General features: G+C 71.6%; 19 protein-coding genes. 11 read left to right on the forward strand and 8 right to left on the reverse strand.

Annotated features, from left to right (window positions below; translation table 11 throughout):
- The first annotated feature begins 78 nt into the window (after positions 1-78).
- Positions 79-2196, forward strand: coding sequence for a cell division protein PerM (locus tag ACZ7NC_RS12145; RefSeq protein WP_471487314.1), 2118 nt, complete (start codon positions 79-81; stop codon positions 2194-2196).
- Between the two features lie 25 nt (positions 2197-2221).
- On the opposite strand, the gene ACZ7NC_RS12150 is transcribed toward ACZ7NC_RS12145, so the two are convergent.
- Complete coding sequence (locus ACZ7NC_RS12150) at positions 2222-3010, reverse strand: hypothetical protein (RefSeq protein ID WP_471487316.1); 789 nt, start codon at positions 3008-3010, stop codon at positions 2222-2224.
- Between the two features lie 328 nt (positions 3011-3338).
- Between ACZ7NC_RS12150 and purN the strand changes: the two genes are divergently transcribed.
- Both purN and purH read left to right on the forward strand, forming a co-directional pair.
- On the forward strand, positions 3339-3968 hold the full coding sequence (gene purN, locus ACZ7NC_RS12155) for a phosphoribosylglycinamide formyltransferase (RefSeq protein WP_471487318.1): 630 nt from the start codon (positions 3339-3341) through the stop codon (positions 3966-3968).
- Entirely contained in the window at positions 3965-5530 is a 1566-nt protein-coding gene (purH, locus tag ACZ7NC_RS12160; protein WP_471487320.1) for a bifunctional phosphoribosylaminoimidazolecarboxamide formyltransferase/IMP cyclohydrolase, read from the forward strand. Before purN ends, purH begins: the two co-directional genes overlap by 4 nt.
- A 48-nt stretch (positions 5531-5578) precedes the next feature.
- Here purH and ACZ7NC_RS12165 read toward each other — a convergent pair whose 3' ends face one another.
- Both ACZ7NC_RS12165 and ACZ7NC_RS12170 read right to left on the reverse strand, forming a co-directional pair.
- The gene (locus ACZ7NC_RS12165; RefSeq protein ID WP_471487322.1) at positions 5579-7417 is read right to left on the reverse strand and encodes a protein kinase domain-containing protein; all 1839 of its coding nucleotides are present in this window, start codon (positions 7415-7417) and stop codon (positions 5579-5581) included.
- Positions 7418-7550: 133 nt separating this feature from the next.
- Positions 7551-7769 (reverse strand): hypothetical protein, encoded by a 219-nt coding sequence (locus ACZ7NC_RS12170; protein ID WP_471487324.1) that lies wholly within the window; start codon positions 7767-7769, stop codon positions 7551-7553.
- Positions 7770-7951: 182 nt separating this feature from the next.
- On the opposite strand from ACZ7NC_RS12170, the gene ACZ7NC_RS12175 reads away from it, so the two are divergent.
- Positions 7952-10372, forward strand: a complete 2421-nt coding sequence (locus ACZ7NC_RS12175) for a WD40 repeat domain-containing protein (protein WP_471487326.1) — start codon at positions 7952-7954, stop codon at positions 10370-10372.
- Here ACZ7NC_RS12175 and ACZ7NC_RS12180 read toward each other — a convergent pair.
- From ACZ7NC_RS12180 to ACZ7NC_RS12200, 5 genes are all read right to left on the reverse strand, one after another.
- Positions 10369-10536: an ATP-binding protein gene (locus ACZ7NC_RS12180; protein WP_471487328.1), complete on the reverse strand. Its 168-nt coding sequence runs from the start codon at positions 10534-10536 to the stop codon at positions 10369-10371. The two genes, ACZ7NC_RS12175 and ACZ7NC_RS12180, sit on opposite strands and share 4 nt — an antisense overlap.
- A gap of 114 nt (positions 10537-10650) precedes the next feature.
- Entirely contained in the window at positions 10651-10896 is a 246-nt protein-coding gene (locus tag ACZ7NC_RS12185) for a hypothetical protein (RefSeq protein ID WP_471487330.1), read from the reverse strand.
- A 91-nt stretch (positions 10897-10987) separates the two neighbouring features.
- The gene (locus ACZ7NC_RS12190) at positions 10988-12559 is read right to left on the reverse strand and encodes a protein kinase domain-containing protein (RefSeq protein ID WP_471487332.1); all 1572 of its coding nucleotides are present in this window, start codon (positions 12557-12559) and stop codon (positions 10988-10990) included.
- Positions 12556-13305 (reverse strand): FHA domain-containing protein, encoded by a 750-nt coding sequence (locus tag ACZ7NC_RS12195; RefSeq protein WP_471487334.1) that lies wholly within the window; start codon positions 13303-13305, stop codon positions 12556-12558. The genes ACZ7NC_RS12190 and ACZ7NC_RS12195 overlap by 4 nt, the downstream gene beginning before the upstream one ends.
- A 153-nt stretch (positions 13306-13458) precedes the next feature.
- On the reverse strand, positions 13459-14076 hold the full coding sequence (locus ACZ7NC_RS12200; protein WP_471487336.1) for a hypothetical protein: 618 nt from the start codon (positions 14074-14076) through the stop codon (positions 13459-13461).
- A gap of 267 nt (positions 14077-14343) precedes the next feature.
- Here ACZ7NC_RS12200 and ACZ7NC_RS12205 point away from each other — a divergent pair, with 267 nt between their 5' ends.
- From ACZ7NC_RS12205 to ACZ7NC_RS12235, 7 genes are all read left to right on the forward strand, one after another.
- A complete protein-coding gene (locus tag ACZ7NC_RS12205; RefSeq protein ID WP_471487338.1) occupies positions 14344-15198 on the forward strand; it encodes a bifunctional methylenetetrahydrofolate dehydrogenase/methenyltetrahydrofolate cyclohydrolase in 855 nt (284 codons plus the stop codon).
- Positions 15188-15664: a DUF3017 domain-containing protein gene (locus ACZ7NC_RS12210; RefSeq protein ID WP_471487340.1), complete on the forward strand. Its 477-nt coding sequence runs from the start codon at positions 15188-15190 to the stop codon at positions 15662-15664. Before ACZ7NC_RS12205 ends, ACZ7NC_RS12210 begins: the two co-directional genes overlap by 11 nt.
- Positions 15665-16077: 413 nt before the next feature.
- Positions 16078-16608, forward strand: coding sequence for a helix-turn-helix domain-containing protein (locus ACZ7NC_RS12215; protein WP_471487342.1), 531 nt, complete (start codon positions 16078-16080; stop codon positions 16606-16608).
- Between the two features lie 438 nt (positions 16609-17046).
- Positions 17047-18324, forward strand: a complete 1278-nt coding sequence (locus ACZ7NC_RS12220; RefSeq protein ID WP_471487344.1) for a helix-turn-helix domain-containing protein — start codon at positions 17047-17049, stop codon at positions 18322-18324.
- A 373-nt stretch (positions 18325-18697) separates the two neighbouring features.
- On the forward strand, positions 18698-19687 hold the full coding sequence (locus ACZ7NC_RS12225; protein WP_471487346.1) for a malate dehydrogenase: 990 nt from the start codon (positions 18698-18700) through the stop codon (positions 19685-19687).
- Positions 19688-20186: 499 nt separating this feature from the next.
- Positions 20187-20909, forward strand: a complete 723-nt coding sequence (locus ACZ7NC_RS12230) for a Crp/Fnr family transcriptional regulator (RefSeq protein ID WP_471487348.1) — start codon at positions 20187-20189, stop codon at positions 20907-20909.
- Positions 20910-21146: 237 nt separating this feature from the next.
- Positions 21147-21995, forward strand: coding sequence for a nucleotidyl cyclase domain-containing protein (locus tag ACZ7NC_RS12235; RefSeq protein ID WP_471487350.1), 849 nt, complete (start codon positions 21147-21149; stop codon positions 21993-21995).
- The last annotated feature ends 1 nt before the right edge of the window (position 21996 follow it).

Consider the following 21996-nt stretch of genomic DNA (forward strand, 5'->3'; position numbering starts at 1 on the left):
AAAAAGTACATAAACATATATTGAGCGACACATCGGGGGTTCGCCCGTTACGACGGAAAAGCGCGTGTCGTTGGGAGCATGGCGGGCGTGATCGAGATGACCGCTCGCCGAACGCCCCTGCTCACGCGCATGCGCCGTCGAACGCCCGGCCTGGGCGCCAGTCTCTTCAGCGGCGCGGTGGCGGCGGGGCTGGGGCTCGGCGTGTTCGCCGTGCTGGTGATCGTGCTGTGGATCAGTTCGCCGTATCCGGACAGCGGGCCGGGCGGCGCGCTGCGGATCGCCGCCGTGCTGTGGCTGCTGGCGCACGGCGCCGAACTGGTCCGGGTGGACACGCTCTCCGGCGTCCCCGCGCCGGTCGGTGTCACCCCGCTGCTGCTGCTCGCGCTGCCGGTGTGGCTGGTGCACCGGGCCGCACGGGACGCCGCGGCGGACGGGGGCGAGGGGGTGCCGCTGGTGTCGGTGCGTACGGCGTGGGCGGGCGTCGTGCTCGGGTACCTCGGGGTCGGCTTCGCGGCCGCGGTGTATGCGGCGGGGGGTGAGCTGCGGCCGGCGTGGATGTGGACGGCGGTGCGGGTGCCGCTGGTCGCGATGGCCGCGGCGGGGGCGGGGGTGTGGACGGCGTGCGAGCGGCGGCCCGAGGTGGTGGACGGACTGCTGGTCGTGCTGCCAGCGCGGGTACGGCGGCTGGTGCCCGGGGCGGAGGGCCGCGCCCGGGTCCGTGCCGCGGCTCGGGCGGCGGGGGCCGGTGCCGCGGCGCTCGCCGGGGGTGGGGCGGTGCTGGTGTGCGGGGCGCTGGTGTGGCACGGCGCGGCGGTCCGGGGGTCGTTCCTCGATCTCACGGACGGCTGGTCGGGGCGGCTCGCGGTGCTGATGCTGTGCGCGTCGCTGGTGCCGAACGCGGCGGTGTGGGCGGCGGCTTATGCCCTCGGCCCGGGGTTCGTGCTCGGGACGGGGCATGTGGTGGGACCGCTGACCTCTTCATCGACGCCGTCCCTGCCGCCGTTCCCGCTGCTGGAGGCCGTGCCGCAGACGGGGGTCGGCGGGCCGCTGTGGTGGGGGGTCGGGGTGGTGCCGGTCCTGGCCGGGGTGGCGGTGGGGTGGTTCGCGGCGAGGTGGGGGGAGGAGGACGAGGCGCGGTACGGGAGCGGGCAGGGGGTGGCGACGGGTCGGTCCCGGGTCGGGCGGGAGGCTGCGGCCGCCTCCTCCGGGGGCGGGCCGGTGCCCGTGCTGACCTGGTCGCCCGGGCTCACTGCCGGGACCGCTGCGCTGGCCGCCGTGTTCTGCGCGGTCGTCGTCGCCGTGCTGGCCATGCTGTCGGGTGGACCGCTGGGGGTGGGGGCGTTCGCCCGGTTCGGGCCGGTGTGGTGGCAGACGGGTGCGGCGACGCTGGGGTGGGTCGCGGGGGTGGCGGTGCCTGTTGCTGTGGTGGTGCGGGGCTGTCGGTGCTGGGTGGGACAGCGGCGCCGGGCGGACTCGGGGAGCAGCGGGACGAAGGGGGGCCGGGCGGAGCTGGTGAGCGACGCGCAGGGTCGCCGGGCAGAGTCGGGCCGCGCGGCGTCGGTCGGCGAATCGCAGGGAACGCGGATCGGCAGGCCTCGGGTCGCGGAACCGGGGGTGATGGAGGCGGAGGGGTCCGAGGAACCGGTGGAGGATGAGGCCGATCCGAACAGGGCCGACGAGCCGGGCGATGCGGCCGTGGGGCGCGACGGCAGGGACGGGCCGCCCGCGGTGTACGGCGAGGACGCTCCGTACGCGGTCGACGACCAGGACTTCCCGTACGGGACGTACGACCACGACACGACGTTCGAGCCGGACGGCTTCTCGCCCGACGACCCGCCGCCGGGGCCCCCGCCGACGTCCTGGTACGCCGACGATGCCTCGCGCGCGGAGCATTGGGCTGCGATGAAGGAGGCGTCGGCGCTGCCGCAGTCACCGGAGACTCAGGAGCGGCTGGACGCCCAGGAGGAACCGGACGTACCGACTCCACGGGACACGCAGGAGCCGAGGGCTGCACACGAGCCGCCGGACACCCCGCAGGAGCCGTCAGCCGGGCATGAGCCACCGGACGCCCCGCAGGAGCCGTCAACCGAGCACGAGCCCCTCAACACCCACGAGCCGTCAGCCGAGCACGAGCCCGAGAGCGCCCAGGCGCCCCCCGACCCTGAGCGGGCCCCCGACTCACCGAAGGCGCCCTGAAGGCGCCCGGCGAACCCGCCCCGCCTCAGCTGCCCGCGCCCAGAACCCCCCGCAGCTCCTTCGGCAGATGCTCACTGCACGCCTGCTTCGCCTCGCTGGTCAGCGCGTCGCTTCGGCAGGTGTAGTACTCGCTGTACACCACCTGCGCCGCGAACCCGGCCGCGACCACCGCGATGGCGAGGGACGCCGTGACCAGGCCGCTCACCGCCGCCGTCGTCTGGGGGCGGCCGGAGGTCTGTGGGGCCGGGGTGTCGGGGTCGGGGGTGCGGGGCTTGGCGCGGAGGGCGCTGATGCCCCAGTAGAGGGAGAGCGCGCCGAGCAGCAGGGCGAGGTACGGCCAGCTGAACAGGGCGAAGAAGAAGGCCCACATACCGGACAGCAGGGCGTAGCGAGCCCGGCGCTGGGTGGGGTCGGTCGGGTCCCAGCGCATGCTCGTACCGGGGCCGCCGGATCCGGGGCCGTCCTGGCCGCTCCGGGGGGTGTCGCCGAAGCCGCCGTTGGAGCGGCCCGGCTGGCGGTCGCTCCACTGGTTGCCCCAGGGCGAGCGGTCGTCGCCCTGGTCGGAGCCCTGTGAGTCGTCCTCGCCCGACGGGCGCCGGGGCTGCCACGGGCGGTCCGGGGTGCCCTCCGGCGGCGGTGCGAAGGGGTTGTCGTCCTGCCCTTGGCCGCCGCTGCCCTGCTGATCGCCGTTCTGCCCGCCCGAAGGGGCGTCCGGCGACGAGGTGGGGCGCTCCCGCAGCAGCACGCCGCTGTGCTCCCCTCCCTGCAGGGACTGCGGGCGGAGCGTGAGGAGTCGCAAGCTGCGGTCCGGCATCAAGTGAGCGTCTTCCCCTTGGTGAATACGCGCGAGGGCGAATACGAACGATGGCGATCAGGAACGAACTGCGTGAGCTGTCACTTCGTGAACGCACCGCACACCGACCGCGTTCCCGAGCCCGCTCCCAGCAGACGCTACCTTCCGGCCATGCCCCCGTCCCATGGGGGCCGCCCGGTGTGCCGGTATCGTTGCTGACGGTCGGCTGCTTCGTAGACTTCCCCGTATCCCGGGGCGCGACGCATTCGTATGAACGTACAAGCGGTGAACCGTGCGCGCGCATACCGCCGGCCGCACGAAGAACGCACCCCCGAGAAAGGGCCCCACCGTGGCCGCCAAGCCCGTGGCCAAGCGCCTCGTCGTGCTGGTCTCCGGATCCGGCACCAACCTTCAGGCGCTCCTCGACGAGATCGCCGCCGTCGGTCCCGAGGGGTACGGCGCCCGGATCGTGGCCGTCGGCGCCGACCGCGAGAACATCGAGGGGCTGGCGCGGGCAGAGCGCGCCGGGCTGCCGACCTTCGTGTGCAAGGTCAAGGACCACGGCAGCCGGGAGGAGTGGGACATGGCCCTCGCCGAGGCCGTCTCCGCCCACGAACCCGACCTCGTCGTGTCCGCGGGGTTCATGAAGATCGTGGGCAAGGAGTTCCTCGCGCGCTTCGGCGGCCGGTTCGTGAACACCCACCCCGCCCTGCTCCCCAGTTTTCCCGGCGCCCACGGCGTCCGTGACGCCCTCGCGTACGGCGCCAGGGTCACCGGCTGCACCGTCCACTTCGTCGACGACGGCGTCGACACCGGGCCGATCATCGCTCAGGGCGTGGTCGAGGTCCGGGACGAGGACGACGAGAGCGCTCTGCACGAGCGCATCAAGGAAGTCGAGCGAAGGCTGCTCGTCGAGGTCGTGGGGCGGCTCGCCCGCAACGGCTATCGCATTGAGGGACGAAAGGTAGTTATCCAGTGACCGCCGAGAGCAACAAGCGGGCCATTCGACGGGCGCTCGTCAGCGTCTACGACAAGACCGGTCTCGAAGACCTCGCGCGCGGCCTGCACGAGGGGGGCGTCGAACTCGTCTCCACCGGCTCCACGGCCGCGAAGATCGCCGCGGCCGGTGTCCCCGTCACCAAGGTCGAGGAGCTCACCGGCTTCCCCGAGTGCCTGGACGGCCGCGTCAAGACGCTGCACCCGCGCGTGCACGCGGGCATCCTCGCCGACCTGCGCTTGGACAGCCACCGCGAGCAGCTCGCCGAGCTGGGCGTCGAGCCGTTCGACCTGGTCGTGGTCAACCTCTACCCGTTCCGCGAGACCGTCGCCTCCGGTGCCACGGCCGACGAGTGCGTCGAGCAGATCGACATCGGCGGTCCGTCGATGGTGCGCGCCGCCGCCAAGAACCACCCGTCCGTGGCGGTCGTCACCAGCCCGGACCGTTACGCCGACGTCCTCGCGGCCGTCCGCGACGGCGGCTTCGACCTCACCACCCGCAAGCGGCTCGCGGCGGAGGCCTTCCAGCACACGGCGGCGTACGACGTGGCGGTGGCGAGCTGGTTCGCGAGCGAGTACGCCCCCGTGGACGACTCTCAGTTCCCCGACTTCCTCGGCGCCACCTGGGAGCGCGAGAACACCCTCCGCTACGGCGAGAACCCGCACCAGCCGGCCGCCCTCTACGTCGACGGCGGCGGGAGCGGGCTCGCGCGGGCCGAGCAGCTGCACGGCAAGGAGATGTCGTACAACAACTACACGGACACGGACGCCGCCCGCCGTGCCGCGTACGACCACGCCGAGCCCTGCGTCGCGATCATCAAGCACGCCAACCCCTGCGGCATCGCGATCGGCGCGGACGTCGCCGAGGCGCACCGCAAGGCGCACGCCTGTGACCCGCTGTCGGCGTTCGGCGGTGTGATCGCCGTCAACCGCCCGGTCAGCAAGGAGATGGCGGAGCAGGTCGCCGAGATCTTCACCGAGGTCATCGTCGCGCCCGGCTACGAGGACGGTGCCCTCGAAGCCCTCGCCAAGAAGAAGAACATCCGCGTGCTGCGCTGCCCCGAGGGCCCCGGCAACCCCGTCGAGGTCAAGCCCATCGACGGCGGCGCCCTCCTCCAGGTCACCGACCGCCTCCAGGCCGACGGCGACGACCCCGCCAACTGGACCCTCGCGACCGGTGAGGCGCTGGGCGCCGAGCAGCTGGCGGAGCTCGCCTTCGCGTGGAAGGCGTGCCGGGCCGTGAAGTCCAACGCCATCCTCCTCGCCAAGGACGGCGCCTCGGTCGGCGTCGGCATGGGCCAGGTCAACCGCGTCGACTCCGCGAAGCTGGCGGTGGAGCGGGCCGGCGCCGAGCGCGCGCGGGGTTCGTACGCGGCGTCCGACGCGTTCTTCCCGTTCCCCGACGGTCTGGAGATCCTGACCGAGGCCGGCGTCAAGGCCGTGGTCCAGCCGGGCGGTTCGGTCCGCGACGAACTGGTGGTCGAGGCCGCGAAGAAGGCGGGCGTCACGATGTACTTCACCGGGACGCGGCACTTCTTCCACTGAGCAGTACCGGTTCCGGGGGCCCGTCGTTCGGTGAACGACGGGCCCGCCTCATGTCGAACTGCGCAACGCCGCCCAGGTGTTGGGGCCGACCTCGCCGTCCACCTCGAGGCCCTTGGCGCCCTGGAACTGCTTCACGGCGGCCAGCGTGGCGTCGCCGAACTCGCCGTCGACACCCGACGAACCGACGCTGTAGCCGCGCTTGGTGAGCATGCACTGCACCTGGACCACGCGCTGGCCCCGGTTGCCGCGGACGGTCAGCTCGGTGCCGGAGTAGTACGTGCACTGGGAGATCCAGGGCGGGGTGGCGGGCGTGGTGGGGGCCGTCGGGGTGGGGGTGTCGGCCGGGGTGCTGCCGCCGCCTCCGCCGTTGCCGGACGTTGCCGAGGGCTTGTCGCCGGGTGTCGGCCGGGTACCGCCCTCGCCCGCGGCGGCTGTCGCGCTCGCGCTCTCGGAGGCGCCGGCGTCCGATTCCCGCGGCTCGGCCTTCTCCGACTCCTTCTTCTTACCGGAGGGCGAGGCGGACACGCCGGGCGACGCCAACGCCTGCGCGCCGCCGGGGGCCGCGCTGTCGGTTGCCGTGGGCGCCGCCGAGGCCGTCTCGTCCATGGGCGGCCGGGTGAGCAGGAAGGCGCCGGCGGCGACGGCGCACACGGCGAGGCTCGCGGCGACGGCGAGAAGGACCTTGCGCTTGCGGCGCGGACCGCCGCCTTCGGGGGCCGGGGTCTGGTCGGGCGTGGGGTGCTGCCAGGCCGGCGTGGGCGCCGTGGGCGGGGTGGGCGATGTGTGTGGCGTGGGCGATATGGGTGACGTGGCTTGCCCAAATACCGGCCCCGCCCCGGAGGCGGAGCCGGGGAACGTCGGCGGCGCCACCGGCGTGCGCAACTGCACGGTCTCCTCGACGGCGACCCGCTCCAGCACCTCGCAGGCCTGCTGCCGGGCGAGCAGCCGGGCCCGCAGCGGTTCGTGCCAGGCGGGCGGGGTGCCGTGCGTGTGCCCGGCGGATGTGGCGGCCTCGATGAGCTGCCGCGGAAGGGGACGAGCGGCGGGATCCTTGGCGAGGCAGGCGGCCATCAGGGCGGCCAACGCGGGGTCCACGGCCGAGAGTTCGGCCATGATGTCCTGCTTGGGCTCCTCGAACGCCACCCGGTGCATCACGTCGACGCCGGTGCCGTCGCCGAACGGGGCGTGCCCGGTGGCGGCGTAGATCAGGCTCCCGGCCAGCGAGAAGACGTCCGAGGCGGTGTCGCAGTGGCCCTCGCGCAGATACTCCGGCGCCATGAAGGCGGGCGTGCCGACCCGGCTCCCGGTCGAGGTGATGGCGCTGCCGTCGGCGGCCTGGGCGATGCCGAAGTCGATGACGTACACGCCCTGGAGGGACAGGACCACGTTGGACGGCTTGAGGTCGCGGTGCACGACGTCGGCGGCGGCCAGCGCCGCCAGGGCCTGCCCGAGCTCCGCGATCAGCCGCCACACCCCGGCACGCTCCAGCCGGCCGCACTCGCGGACCGCCTCGGCGAGGTTCAGGCCGGGCAGGTACTGCGTCCCCATCCACAGCAGCGAGTCGTCGAACCCGGTACCGAGCAACTGCGGTGTACGCGGGGTGTGCACCCGGGAGTGCACGGCAGCCTCCCGCTCGAAGCGCCGCCTGAACCGGGCGTCCTCGGCGTACTCGGGACGGATCACCTTCACGGCGGCGAGACCGGGGGAGCCGTCGGAGGGGCGGGCGAGGTAGACGTGACCCATACCGCCGCTGCCGAGGAGGCCGAGGGGGATGTAGGGGCCGATCCGCCCCGGGTCCCTGGACCCCAGCGGACTCGCCCCGGCCTGCTGCAATGCGGCGCCCTCGGACGCCGGAGGGCGCGGCGGCGTCGGCCGTTCGTCTGACATGGGTTCCCCCGATGTGCTGCCTTCTCGCAACGTGCGCTCGCGTCACGCAAGTTGACGAAAGGCTACCGCTCACGACGTCCGCCCGTACGTGGTGCACTCACGTACGGGCGGTGGCATCCCGCCGCTATGACGGTCAACGGATGAGGGAGCGCAGGACGGGGATGCTCGCGCCGGTCGTGGTCATTCCGGCGATGACTGCGGCCGCACCGGGCACGCCGGTGAACGCTGTCAGGACGCCGATGGCGAGACCGATCGCCAGCGCGGCGAGCAGGACGACGGCGGTATGAAGGGACAGGAACGGCGGTTCGGATGCGTGTCCGTTGGCGGACTGCTGGTTCTGGGTGTTCGTCATGCATCGACTGTGGACCCGCACGGTGCCATGGCTTGAGCTGGTCGAACGAAGTCATTCGAGATCAGCGTTCGGCCGAACCGCCGCCGTCCGAGGCCCGGTTCAGGTCTGTTCGCTGAAGTTCGGTGCCGTTCGGCCGCGGTCCCTCTACCCTGCCCAGCACAGTATGAGGGGGGCCCGACACCATGGATGAGCGCCAGAGCGGACAGCACGACGAGAACGCGTACGACAAGGCATTGCAGGCGCAGGGGCGGGCGCTTCGAGAGCTGCGCGCGGACCGGGGGGAGAAGTCCTACCGCCTCATCGATGAACGTGCCCTGGCCCTGTTCGGCAAATCGCTGCCCAAGGCGACGCTGAGCGACGCGTTCAGAGGCAGACACATCAGCATCGACCGGTTGATGCTGCTCGTGCGGACTCTGATGTCCTGGGACCAGTACGGGCAGGAGTGTCCCGCGCCACGTCACACTTCCGACGCTCTGGAGCCATGGCGTTCGAACGGCAAGCGGCTGATCGCGCTACGGCCCAGACGCGCCCGACCCGAACCGGCCCGGCAGACCCGGGAACCGTTGCCGCCGGTCGAACCGCCGCAGCTGGATCACGAGAGCAGTCCGGCCCCCGAGATCGAGCCCGAGCCCGAATCCGCTCCGCCGCCTGTGAACACCGAGCGGCTCTTCATCGTCCAGCCCCGCGAAACCGCCGAAGATCCGTACTGTGACGCGCCCATCGGGGACGTTCGGTACGTGCCGATGGGCATGCCCTTCGCCACGCACGGCCGGGTCTGTTCCGTGGCGTTCTCCCCGGTCAGCGGCCTGATCGCAGTGGGAGGGAACGGTGGCCTTTCCGGGAGCGTACGGCTGTGGGATTCGGCCAAGCTCCTCCCCGTCGGTGAACCCCTCCCCGCGCCCGGCTCCTACACCTCGGTCCTCTCGCTGGCCTTCTCGCCGGACGGAAGCCTGCTTGCCGTCGGTGACAACAACCCTTCCGTGCACCAGTGGGACCCGGCCACTCGCACCCTGGTCGGTGAACCCCTCATGCATGCGAGCAGGGTCCGCTGCGTGGCGTTCTCGCCCGACGGGCGCCATCTCCTCACCGGGGGAGCCGACGGCACCATGCGCCAGTGGGACGCGGCCACCCGAGAACCCGTCGGTGAAGCCTTCGACGCGCATAACGACGCGGTGTCCTCGATCGAGTTCAACCCGGGCGGTCGCCTACTCGCCACCGGCGGTGACGATGGCATTGTGAGGCTGTGGGACGCATCGACCTTCGCCATGGTCGGAGAACCCCTCGTCGGACGCGAAGGCACGGTCTCCTCGGTCGCCTTCTCCCCGGACGGACGTCTCCTCGCCGTCGGCGGCAGTGACCACACCGTATGGCTGTGGGACGTGGCGACCGGTGAGACGGTCGGCGAGCCCCTGGAGCACAAGAGCCCGGTCTTCTCGGTGGCGTTCTCTCCACACGGACACCTCGCGGTCGGTGTCGACGACGGCACCGTGCGGCTGTGGGACCCGGGAACCCACACTCCGATCGGCGACCCTCTCATCGCGGACTACTCCGCTGACGACTCCGCAGTCGTCTCGGTGACGTTCTCCGCGGACGGCCGTCGACTCGCCGCCGGCAGCAAGAACGGCAGGGTTCGGCTCTGGCGGCGGGCGACCGGCAGCCGACCGGCACGCCCCGCGGCGGCGCCCTCCTCGCTCGCCGCGCGGATGGTGGTGGGCGCGATGCACCGTGGATCCGCGGCGAGTATCGGGTTGCTCGACGACACGTACTTCTTGGTGCGAGCCGTGGCGTTCGCTCCGGACGGTGCCTTGTTCGCGACCGGCGGTGCCGAAGGCGTGCTGCTGTGGGACCTGGCCACCCGTCGCCCGGTCGCAGACCCGATGACCGGACACAGCGGCACCGTCTCGTCGTTGGCGTTCTCTCCGGACGGTCGGCTCCTGGCAAGCGGCGCCGACGGCATGGTCCAGCTGTGGGACGCCTGCACCCGCACGCCGGTCGGCGACCCAATCCCCCACAACGGCACCGTCCATGCCCTGGCCTTCTCGCCGGACGGCGCCCTGCTGGCCAGCGGCGACAGACACGGTGTGCGGCTGGCGGACCAGGCCACGCACACCCCGGTCGGCGAACGTCTCAGTCACTACGACGCGGTCAATTCGGTGGCGTTCTCGCCGGACGGTCGCCTCCTTGCGATGGGCGGCCCCGGCGCGGTGCGGCTGTGGGACGCGGCAACCCGACCGGCGAGCAGTGAGCTCCTGACCCGCAATGGGGACGGAACCTACTGGGTGGCGTTCTCTCCCGACGGCGGTCTGCTCGCCACCGGTGGACCGGACGCCTTGCGGCTGTGGGATCCACACAGCGGCAAGCCGGTGGGCGATCCCCTCCCACGCACCGGCCCGGTCTTCGCCGTGGCGTTCTCCCCGGACGGTCGTCTCCTCGCTGTCGCCGGCGGCGACGACGGCTTCGTCCAGTTGTGGGACCGGGACACCCTGGCACCCGTGGGCGAGCCGCTCACCGGATGCAACGGCTCGGTCTTCGCCGTGGCGTTCTCTCCGGACTCTTCGGTCCTGGCGGTGAGCGGCGAGCGGGGAACCGTCTTCTGGACCTAGGGTCCCGGAACCGGAGGCTCGCACCAGACGGTCTTGCCGTGAGCGTTCTGCTTGACGCCCCAGCGGAGGGCGATCGCTTCGAGGAGCAGCAGACCGCGTCCGGACTCCTCGTCGAGGGCCGGGTTGCGCAGGACGAGCCATGAGTAGGGCAGGGGGTCGGTCACGCTTACACGGAGCTGGACTTCGGGGCAGGGCGCGCCGAGGTCCTCTTCGTCGCAGCGCTGTGGCACGCCTCCGACCCTCCCCCGAGGGAGCCGGAGGCCGCTGTACGAGGCGCGTCAGCAGTTCTGGAGGCCCGGAATGGACTCCCAGTTGTTGCCGCCCGACACCTTTGTCGCCGGGAACCGGCCCCAACCGTTGTCGGCGTACGCCACGTCGCCCTGCGTCCACAGCCACCAGTTGTTGCGCGCGCTGCCGACCGGCGGGTTCTCCAGGTCGAACTTCTGCTGGCAGACGAACCACAGAGCGACCGCCCCCGGGGCGAGTACGGCCGCCGCGCCCAATGAGGCGAGAATGCGCTTCATGGTCGGTGTCCTTCCGGTCCTGCCCCCCTTTGGTGGACACGAACACCCTGGCCGACGAAGGTACGCGCGCGGTACCTCGGACCTCTCAGGGTCACGTCTTGCCAGGCGGCGTGTACTCCTTGAGGTAGTGGGCGACGCGGGTGGCGTAGTCGCGGTACTTCGGGGGAACCCCACCCGCGTTGTTCACGACCTTGGTCGACGTGCGGTAGGCGGCCGCCAGCAGCACCTGGCGGTCGCCGGACAGGCCGGTCCTGTGCAGCAGCGGTTCCATGTAGCAGAGGTAGCGGCCCACGGCCGGGATGGACTCGGCCGGCGTGAGCGGCGGCCTGGGGGTCTCCTCCGCGGGGACGCCGTCCGCGCGGATCCACCAGCGCAGCAGACTCGGCGTCCAGCGGGCGATGCCGTACTCGCCCTCCTTGCCCACGGACGGGTCGGACAGGTCCGGGTCGAAGTTGCTCTCCGCCTTCAGCAGCGCGGCGATCAGCGCGGGCGTGACCTCCGGCTGGACGCAGTCGTGGGCGGAGTCGACGATGAGGCGGCGGTAGGCCACCGGGATGCCCTTGTCCGTACGGAGTTCGGCGGAACCGTAGTCGGCGGCCGTGACCTTGGTGGGACCGCCGCCCGGCGTCCCGCCGCCACCGGGGCCGTCACCGGCCCAGGTGCTGATGCCGTACCCGAGGGCGGACACCGCCACCACCGCGGACACGGCGGCCAGCATCGTCGTACGACGGGAGCGGTGGGGGAGGAGCGCCCGCGGCAGGCGCGGTGAGCGGCCCGTGCCGGCCGCGGCCTCCACCCGGCTCAGCAGGTCCTGGGTGCCGACGCGGTCCTCGTGCGTACGGGTCAGACAGTCACGGACGATCTCCCGCCAGACGTCCGGCAGTTCGGGGGACAGTCGCAGGTCGTCGTTGCCGCGCGCGTAGGCGGCGGCCGCGTCGCGGCGGGCCGTCGGGGTGGCGCCGGGCAGGGGGAAGGAGTCGGTGAGGACCAGATGGGCCAGGACGCCGAACGCCCAGACGTCCGCCGACGGGCGGATCCGGCGGCCCCGTTCACCGATCTCCGACCACAGCAGCTCGGGCGGCGTGTAGTCGGGTGTCGAGAAGGCGGGCGTGTACGCGTGCGTGCCCTCCAGCTCCGCCGCCATGTTGAAGTCCGCGAGCCGGGCCGAACCGTCCGCCATCAGCAGCACGTTGGCCGGTTTGAGGTCACCGTGCACCCAGCCCGCGTGATGCAGCTGCGCCAGCCCCTCGCAGATCTGCGCGAGCAGGGCCGGACCGGCTGCGGGGCGCGGGTCCGCCGCGAGCAGGGTGGACAGGGAGCCCTCCGCCTTCTCCAGTACGAGGACGGTGGCGCCGTCGAGGACGGGGCTCGCCGGGTCGTCGACGGTGAGGGTGTCGTACATCCGGATCAGCCGCGGCTGTTTCAGCCGGCGGTGCAACTCGACCTCGCGCTCGACGAGTTCGCGCAGATGGGTGAGCTGGCGGGGGGTTCCGGTGCCGGTGGGCAGGAACTTCAGGGCCGCCGTCCTCGGCCGTGCCTCGTCGTCCCCGACGCGTCTGGCCGCGTACACACTCCCGAACGCCCCCGTGGCGATCGGGTCCCGCACCTCCCACCCGCCCACCCGGTACCCCCTGGGCACCGGCACGGCGTAGGGCTCGGTCACCGCGCCACCCGGCCGGGCGCGGGCTCTTTGAGCACGACGAGGTCGTCCTCCCGCACCAGGTCGAACCGGAGCGCCAACGACACCAGTGACTCCTTCTTGCCGTTGAGCCGCGGGCCGGTGTCCGCGGTCTCCGGGCCGGGCTTGAGGCGCAGTTTCACGGCGAGGTAGTCGATGTTCCACTGCACCGAGGTGCGCGAAGCCGCCGGCCAGCCGGGGCGCAACCGGTCCACGACCTGGTCGACGGTGGGCAGCGCGGCGTGCGGTTCACCGCGCAGGCGGGGTTCGCACAGGGCGGCGAGGACCGCGAAGTACCGCTTCGTACGGTCCACCGAGAAGGCCGGGGCGGTGGTCGCCCCGTCGAGACTGCCCTCGGAGCTGAGGTAGTCGTGGCGTGGCGCCCACACCTCGATCGCCAGCAGATCACCGGCCGCGGGCAGCACGATCCGGGAGAACTCGAACGGGATCGGCGCGTCCAACCGCCCCGGCCCCACCTTGATGTGCTCGCCCGCGCCTTCCGGGTTCTCGACGACGTACGTCTGCTCCCGGCTGAGGTTGCTCAGTATCCAGAAGGCGCCCTGCGCGGTGATCTCACCGGCTCTGCGGGACACCCCGTCGTGCACGATCGCGAGGTCGTTGTCGGAAACGGATCGCCCGAAGCCGAGTCGTTCGCCGGGCGCCAGCCTGTGCTGGATGGGACGGTTCTCGTCCTCCGTGGTCGGCGGAGGTACCACGATGATGCTGTACAAGGTGCGTCTCCCCGTGCCTGACGGCTACCCACGTCAGAGTAGGACGACGCAGCTGGGCCGTGTCCCCCCGAAACAGGTGAGACACGGCCCTGGGCTGTTATTGGCGTGAACCGATCCCTGGCTACCGCTCTTTCCGTGAAGGTCCGGTGTGCGTCAGTAGCGCGGGCGGCTGAACCAGGCGGACGCCGCGCCGTTGACCATCGAGGCGAGGATGATGCCGGCGATGGCGAGGGAGATCAGACCGCCGAAGGTGGAGGAGCCGCCCCCGCCGTTCACGGTGTTGACGAGGCCGCCGAGGATCATCAGCGAGGCGTACACGATCGTGGTGACGCGGATGCCGCTGCCGCCGTTCTTGAACTTCACGCCCAAGAAGATGGAGAGCGCCCCCAGGCCGATGAAGAGAGCCGCGAGCAGGAAGCCGAGGCCGGCCAGGGCATCGGTGTCGTCACCCGAGCCAACACCGTTGGAGACGTCCTGGAGGGCACCGACGGCGACACCTGCGAAGAGGCCGCCGATGATCTGGAAGCCGGCGAGGATGAAGAGGAAGACGCGGGCCGTCTTCATCAGGCCCGGCATCTCCATCGGCATCATGGCGCCGCCCGGGTAGCCGGGGTAGGCGGGCTGGCCCTGCGGGTAGCCGTAGGCGGGCGGCTGCTGCGGAGCGCCCTGCGGGTAGCCGTAACCGGGCTGGCCCTGCGGGGGCTGCTGCGGATAACCGGGCTGGCCCTGGGGAGGCGGGCCGTAAGGGTTGTTCGGGTCGCCGAAACTCATGGCGCTGTTTCCTCCGTTGTCCGAGTGCGGGGACGCGCGGCACGGTTCGGAGGAAGGTCTTCGGATGCGGTTGTCCCCCCGGTACTGCCCGCGGCACTGCCGTCACATCGTTCTTTAATCGGCTCTTACTTGTCCAGCCGCATTCCCTATGTGTTGTGCAAGTGCAACATCGCTGATCATGGACGGATACGGGCGGAGATGGCGTGACCGAGGCCATGACGGACCCGGATTGGATCGGGGAGGGCGTCATCTAGGAGGATGGGAGGCATGACCGCCCAGATTCTCGATGGCAAGGCCACCGCAGCCGCGATCAAGTCCGATCTGACCGCCCGCGTGGCGGCGCTGAAGGAGAAGGGCGTCACGCCCGGACTCGGCACGATCCTGGTCGGGGACGACCCCGGCAGCCAGAAGTACGTCGCGGGCAAGCACCGCGACTGCGCCCAGGTGGGCATCGCCTCCATCCAGCGCGAGCTGCCCGCCACGGCGACCCAGGAGGAGATCGAGGCCGCAGTCCGCGAGCTGAACGAGGACCCGGCCTGCACGGGCTACATCGTCCAGCTCCCGCTGCCCAAGGGCATCGACGAGAACCGCATCCTCGAGCTGATGGACCCGGACAAGGACGCCGACGGCCTGCACCCGATGAACCTCGGCCGGCTGGTCCTCAACGAGCCGGCCCCGCTGCCTTGCACCCCCAACGGCGTCCTGACCCTGCTCCGTCAGTACGGCGTCGAGATCAAGGGTGCCGAGGTCGTGGTCGTCGGCCGTGGCGTGACCATCGGCCGTCCGATGCCGCTGCTGCTGACCCGGCGCAGCGAGAACGCGACCGTGACCCAGTGCCACACCGGCACCCGTGACCTGGCGTCCCACCTGCGCCGCGCGGACATCATCGTCGCGGCCGCCGGCTCCGCCCACCTGATCCGCCCCGAGGACGTGAAGCCGGGCGCCGCCGTCCTCGACGTCGGTGTCTCGCGCAGCGCCGAGGGCAAGATCGTCGGCGATGTCCACCCCGGTGTCGCCGAGGTGGCCGGCTTCATCTCCCCGAACCCCGGTGGCGTGGGCCCGATGACCCGGGCGCAGCTGCTGGTCAACGTGGTCGAGGCGGCGGAGCGCAGTGTCGGCTGAGGCGGGCTCCGACAAGGCGGAGGAGATCGAGGTCCGGGACCCGGTGAGCGCCCCGGACGCGGAGGGCGTGCCCCGGCGCACCACCCGCCGCTTCCCGCTGTTCACCAGGGACACGGCGCGCCCCGAGGGCGGCGGCCGCGCGGCGTCCGGTGATCTGCCGGCGCCTGCCCGGCAGTGGCCCGTCCTCCTGGTCCTCGGGCTGGTCGGCGTCGGTCTGCTGGTCACCGCGCTCGATGTGTTCCGGGTCGGCACCCTGCTGATCGGCGGCGCCCTGCTGGCCGGCGCGGTGATGCGGTGGCTGCTGCCGAGCGTCGGCATGCTCGCGGTGCGCTCGCGGTTCACCGACATAGTCACGTACGGCGTGCTGGGCCTCGTGATCGTGCTGCTGGCGCTGATGGCGCAGCCGGACCCCCTGCTGAGGCTCCCGTTCCTCAAGGACGCGCTGCACTTCACGGTGGAGAACTAGGGTCTGTCGTTTGGATCATGCCGGCGTCGCGGGGTCTGGCACGCACTCCCCCAGAGGGGGACCCCCAGCCGCGTGGTCGTCAGTCGCCGACTCCCCCACTCTCGACTTCGCTCGAGCGGGGGGACCCCATCGCGTCGACTCCCTCCTCCGCCTGCAGCTGCGCGCACCCTGCGGGTCATTACACCTAGGCCCTGCGCGCGACGGCGGCCCGTCCTCTCCCCCGAGGAAGGACGGACCGCCGACTGCGTCCACCCTCGGGCACGGCGAAGGGGCTGTTCAACGCCTGTCAGTGCGCTGTGGCACGGAGGTGACCGTTCCGCTACGTCGGGGCCCGTCGGGAACCAATTGACCTGTCGGGAACCAACGCGCCGTTTCGTGTCGTCACCCGATCGGGTCTGGTTCGGAGGTGAGCGATGGGTGCCTGGCAGCCGCTGCCCGACGATCTGCCGCCGGAGGTGCGGCACTTCGTGGAGCAGTTGCGGCAGCTCAAGGACCGCACGGGCCTGAGCCTGGTCGCGCTGGGCGCGCGCACCGCGTACAGCAAGTCCTCCTGGCAGCGTTACCTCAACGCCACCCAGCCCCCGCCCCGGCAGGCGGTCGCCGCGCTGTGCCGGGTCGCGGGGATCGGCAAGGAGGAGGCGGAACGCTTCGGGGTGCGGTGGGAGTTGGCGGTGCGGGCCTGGCCGAAGGCCGTCCCGGTGGCGGGGAAGCCGGAGGGCGCGGCGGGCTCCGGGGGTGGTGTGGGCGCCGAGGGCGGTGCGGGTGCCGGGGGCGAGGGGTTCACGGGCGACGAGTACGAGTACGAGGACGATCCCACGCTGCCGTGGTGGGACGCGCCGCCCAAGGAGACCGGGCCGCCCTCGCGCCGGCTGCTGATGGCGGCCGTCGTGCTCGTCCTGGCCCTGGTGCTGACGGCGGTGATCGGGGCCGTTGCGCTGGGATGAGCCCGGCGTGAGAGCCGCGTCCGACTTGCCCGAATGCGGTGCGTGTGGCGCGAGTGACCGTTTATGTGCTTTCTGTGTGTCGATGTGTTGACAAGTTCGCGGATTTGCAAGGAAGTCGTTCAGTAAGCGGGCTAGCGTGGTCGATCGGGGCGTCCGGGCGTCCCGCTGACTGCAAGGGCTTACTGCCATCCGCAAGGGCTTACTACCAGGGTTGCGTCGGCCGCATGGGGAAGCCGGTGGAACACTGGACGCGGTCCGACGGGCGTGCAACGGTGCATGCCCACGGTCCCAATGCTCCCGTGCGCCCCCACCCCGGGAACTGAGATCCTTACTGGGCGCATCCCTTTGGGTAGCCACATCGGGGACTCGGCAGAGGGCGCCACGCGCGGGGGAAACGCGAGAAACACCAGCACGAACCGGGGGGAAGAGGGGGACGCAATGCCTCGTTGGAGGGCCTTGCCGGATGAACTCGATCCGCAGGTCAGGGAGTTCGCGAGCCAGCTGCGGCGGCTCGTGGACCGCAGTGGTCTGAGCATCGCGGCGTTGGCCGACCGCACGGGATACAGCAAGACGTCCTGGGAGCGGTATCTGAACGGGCGGCTGCTCGCGCCCAAGGGTGCGATCGTGGCGCTTGCCGAGGTCACGGGTACGAATCCGGTCCACTTGACGACGATGTGGGAGCTCGCCGAACGGGCGTGGAGCCGTTCGGAGATGCGCCACGACATGACCATGGAAGCCATCCGGATCTCCCAGGCCCGCGCGGCCCTGAGCGAGTTCGGGGCGCCGTCGGCGAACGCAAAGGGGAGTGCGAAGGCCGGCAAGTCCGCGCGCCGGAGCGGGAGCGCGACGGCGGCTCCCACCTCCGGCGTGGCGGGTCCGGCCGGCGTGGCTCCGACCGTGCCGCCGTCAGTGCCCGCGCAGCCGACCGCGCCGGAAGTACGGGACGCGGTGGTCCGGGATGCTCCGGTACGGGGGTCCTCCGGGGGTGACGTCCGCGAGGACGGGGACTCCGGTGCCAACTCGTGGGGACTCGCGGGGTATCGGGGGCCGTCGTCGACGGGAGGCCGCGCGGCGGAGGCTTCCGGGGCTTCCGGTGGGTCCGCGGCGCCCGGTGTGTCCGGCCCGTCCGGGGCGGAGTCGGGTGCGGCGTGGACGCCGCAGACGCCGGGTCCCTACGGCCGGCCTCCGCAGGGTCCTCGTCCAGCGGGCGGAGATTCCGGTGGCGGGAAGCGGCGGCTGACGATGTTCCTCGCGGGGCTCGTCGGTGTGCTCGTCGTGATCGCGGCGGTGTTCTACCTCACCGACGGCGGCAGCGGGAAGAAGAACGAGGACGCCGCCAAGTCGCCCTCGCCGACCGCCTCGACCGACCCCGATCTGCCGGCCGGAGTGAAGTGCAGCGGTGACTCCTGCACCGGCAAGGACGCGGAGAGCATGGGGTGCAGTGGTGACCTCGTGACGACCGCGAAGACCGCGACCGTCGGCACCGCGGTGGTCGAGGTGCGCTACAGCGAGACGTGCGGGGCGGCGTGGGGACGGATCACGCAGGCCACGCAGGGGGACGAGGTGGTGGTGACGGTCGGCAGGACGAAGCAGACCGGCACGATCACCGTCGCCGGGGACACGATCGCGTACACCCCGATGGTGGCCGTGAAGGACGCGGGCGAGGCGATCGCCTGCGCGACGCTCGCGGTCGGGCAGGACGGCTGCACCCAGTAGGGGCGCCGTTCCAGGGGCTCTGCCCGCCGGTCCGGGGGGCCTCGCCCCCTGGACTTCCGTGCGCGGAAAAAAGAATGCCGGGGGACAGGAATGGGTGCCGGGAAAGTGGGCACGCGCACCGTACCCCCACGGGAGTCCGGCATCGGTACCCCCACCCGGCGGCCGCTCGTGTCCCCCTCTCCCGGACCGGGCGGCCGCCTCTTTTGCCCTGCTGTGGACGGTCTGTGAAACGGGCCACACGGACCCGGCCGTGCGAGATCCCGGATGCGCGATAGCCTGACCGGTGGATCTCTCGACGCCAAGAGATCGATCATCTCGTCCCGCACCCCGGGGGCAGAGACGCCCCACCGCCAGCTGTCATACGGAGAACGCCATGACCCGCACTCCCGTGAACGTCACCGTCACCGGCGCGGCCGGCCAGATCGGTTACGCCCTCCTCTTCCGCATCGCCTCCGGCCAGCTGCTCGGCGCGGACGTGCCGGTCAAGCTGCGGCTCCTGGAGATCACCCCCGCGCTGAAGGCCGCCGAGGGAACGGCGATGGAGCTGGACGACTGCGCGTTCCCGCTGCTCCAGGGCATTGAGATCACCGACGACCCGAACGTCGCCTTCGACGGCGCCAACGTCGCCCTCCTCGTCGGCGCCCGCCCCCGCACCAAGGGCATGGAGCGCGGTGACCTGCTGGAGGCCAACGGCGGCATCTTCAAGCCGCAGGGCAAGGCCATCAACGACCACGCCGCGGACGACATCAAGGTCCTCGTCGTCGGCAACCCGGCCAACACCAACGCGCTGATCGCGCAGGCCGCCGCCCCCGACGTACCGGCCGAGCGCTTCACCGCGATGACCCGCCTCGACCACAACCGCGCGCTGACCCAGCTCGCGAAGAAGACGGGCTCCACGGTCTCCGACATCAAGCGGCTCACCATCTGGGGCAACCACTCCGCCACCCAGTACCCGGACATCTTCCACGCCACCATCGCCGGCAAGAACGCCGCCGAGGTCGTGAGCGACGAGAAGTGGCTCGCCGAGGACTTCATCCCGACCGTCGCCAAGCGCGGCGCGGCGATCATCGAGGCCCGCGGCGCCTCCTCGGCGGCCTCCGCCGCCAACGCCGCCATCGACCACGTCCACACCTGGGTCAACGGCACCGCCGACGGCGACTGGGTCTCCATGGGCATCCCGTCCGACGGTTCGTACGGCGTGCCGGAGGGGCTCATCTCCTCCTTCCCCGTCACCACCAAGGACGGCCAGTACGAGATCGTCCAGGGCCTGGACATCAACGAGTTCTCCCGCACCCGTATCGACGCCTCCGTGCAGGAGCTCGCGGAGGAGCGCGACGCGGTTCGCTCCCTCGGCCTCATCTGAGCCCACCTCACAGCGCGTCGCCCGCGGGCCCCGCACCGGTTTCTTCCGGTGCGGGGCCCGCGGCCGTCTGCTCCTGTGCCGGCCGCGGTCGAGACCGCCCCCGAGCGCCGCCGCCGTCTCCACGGCGGAGCCCCGTGCGCCGCACCATCCCCTCACCTCACGACCACCAGGCCATCACCGCTCTTACGGCCCAAACCAGAGTTTTCGCCAACTCTCCACCCGCTGACCGAATCCCGTCGCTCATGCGACATTTTGTTCGAGCGCCCGGTCTGACCTCATGGTCGATCGTTCGGATGCCGGTGTGGCCCAGACCACTTGTGGTGGTTGCCCAGGGCTGCCATGGGGCAGGGGCGCGTGGCGACCGGCGACCAACCTGGCATTCCGCAACTACCGGCCAGTACCCCCGGTATGGCGCAATCCGCTCGGCCCGCACCTTCGCCCTGCCACCATCAACACCCATCGAAAATGCAGGCGTCCGGACTGCGGCGGGGGGCCGGCCATGGGGCTGCTCGGAACTGAGCTGGCGTTCGCGCACACGCTGACTCCCCAGGAGCGCGAGAGCGTCCTGGCTCTCGGCAGTCGGAAGCGCTATCCGGCCGACACGCATCTGCTCACGGAGGGTGACCGGTCCAGTCACGTCGTGATCATACTCAGGGGGTGGGTGACCGTATCCGTGGCGACCGACCGTGGGGCCACCCGGCTGATACTCGGCCTGCGCGGCCCGGGTGAACTGCTGGGCGAGATGGCCGCGTTGGACCAGCATCCGCGCAGCGCCACCGTGCGCGCGCTGGGTCCGATAGAGGCCCAGGTCATATCCGGGGACGCCTTCCGTCGCTTCCTCGCCCTGCACCCCCGGGTCAGCGGACTGGTGATACGCCAGCTCACCTTCCGGCTCCGCAGCGCCGACCAGGAGCGCTCCGCGCTCGCCTCGCTCACCGTGCTCCAGCGCCTGGCCGGCCGGCTCATCGAACTGTCGGGAGTCGACCCCGCCGGCCCCTACGCCCCGTCCGGCACGGGCCCGTCGAGCGCCCCCGCGGCCTCCGGCCCCGTCGTCCAACTGGCCCAGGACGAACTGGCCGCCACCATAGGGGCCACCCGAGAGGCCGTCGCCAAGGCGCTACGGCTGCTGCGCACCCAGAACATCGTGCGCACCGGCAACCGGATGGTGGAGATCCTCGACCCCGCGCTGCTCGCCCTTCTCGCGGACGGTCATCAGGAGTAGCCCCAGGAGTGAATCCACGCCCCGCCGTGTGTAAACGGCTACAGACGCCTCTCGTCCCGGGCCCCAACCTGATGGGGCGGGACCTCCCTCGGGACCTCTCCCCAGGGACGCAGGGATCCAGGGACCTCTCCTCGGGACCCCTCCCGGGAAACACCGTCCAGGCTTCCTCCGCGGACCACCTCCTCGGCAGGACGAACCATCTCTTCAGCAAGCGAGCAGACCATGCAGGGGGCACGGGTGAACCACGACGACGCTCTTGAACTCACCGAAGCGCACTACGAGTTGGTGATCAGCGTCGACGCCAGACGTTCCGGCCAGTACGACGACGTCGACAAGCCGCGCATGCGCGCCCGGATCTACCGGGTGCTGGAGACGGCTTTCACCCACGCCAAGGTCGCGCGGGACGCCGTACACCTGGAGGACCGCGGCGACGGTGTGCTGCTGTCCGTCGCGGGCCGGATCGCGGCGAGCCGGCTGCTCGGCCTGTGGCTGGTCGAGGTGCACGAGAAGCTGCGGGACGAGAACCGCGATCTGGCCACACCCCTCGGGCTGCGCATCGGCATGCACGTCGGCCCGGTACGGCACGACGCCCAGGGCATCAGCGGACGCGCCGTCGACCTGGCCTGCCGACTGGCCGACTCCTCCGTCGCCCGGGAGCTCCTCGACGCCGAGAAGGCGGATCTGGTGCTGGTGACCTCCCAGTCCCTGTACGAGGACGTGGTCGGCGGCGGCGGCAAGTTCATCGAGCCCGCGCACTACGCCCCGGCCCGGCTGGAGCTCAAGGAGGGCGAGGTCACCGCCTGGTTCCATCTGCCCGGTCGGCCCGCGCCGGCGATCCCCGGGGCCGTACCGGCGCCGGCGGCCGCCGCCGGCCCCCTGCCCGCCGGCGACGAGCTCGATGACGGCGACGGCGACGGCGACGAGGACGAGTTCGAGGCGGTCGACATGTCCGGCCATCTGCCCGGCCGCGTCGGCGTTCATCAGAACGTCAGGCGCGACGCCTTCCACAACGAGCACAACGTCTACCGCGGCAACGTGCAGATGGGCGGGTCCACGAACCAGGTCACCGAGCAGGGGAAGGGCTGAG

The sequence above is a fragment of the Streptomyces sp. NPDC111802 genome, from assembly GCF_055634335.1.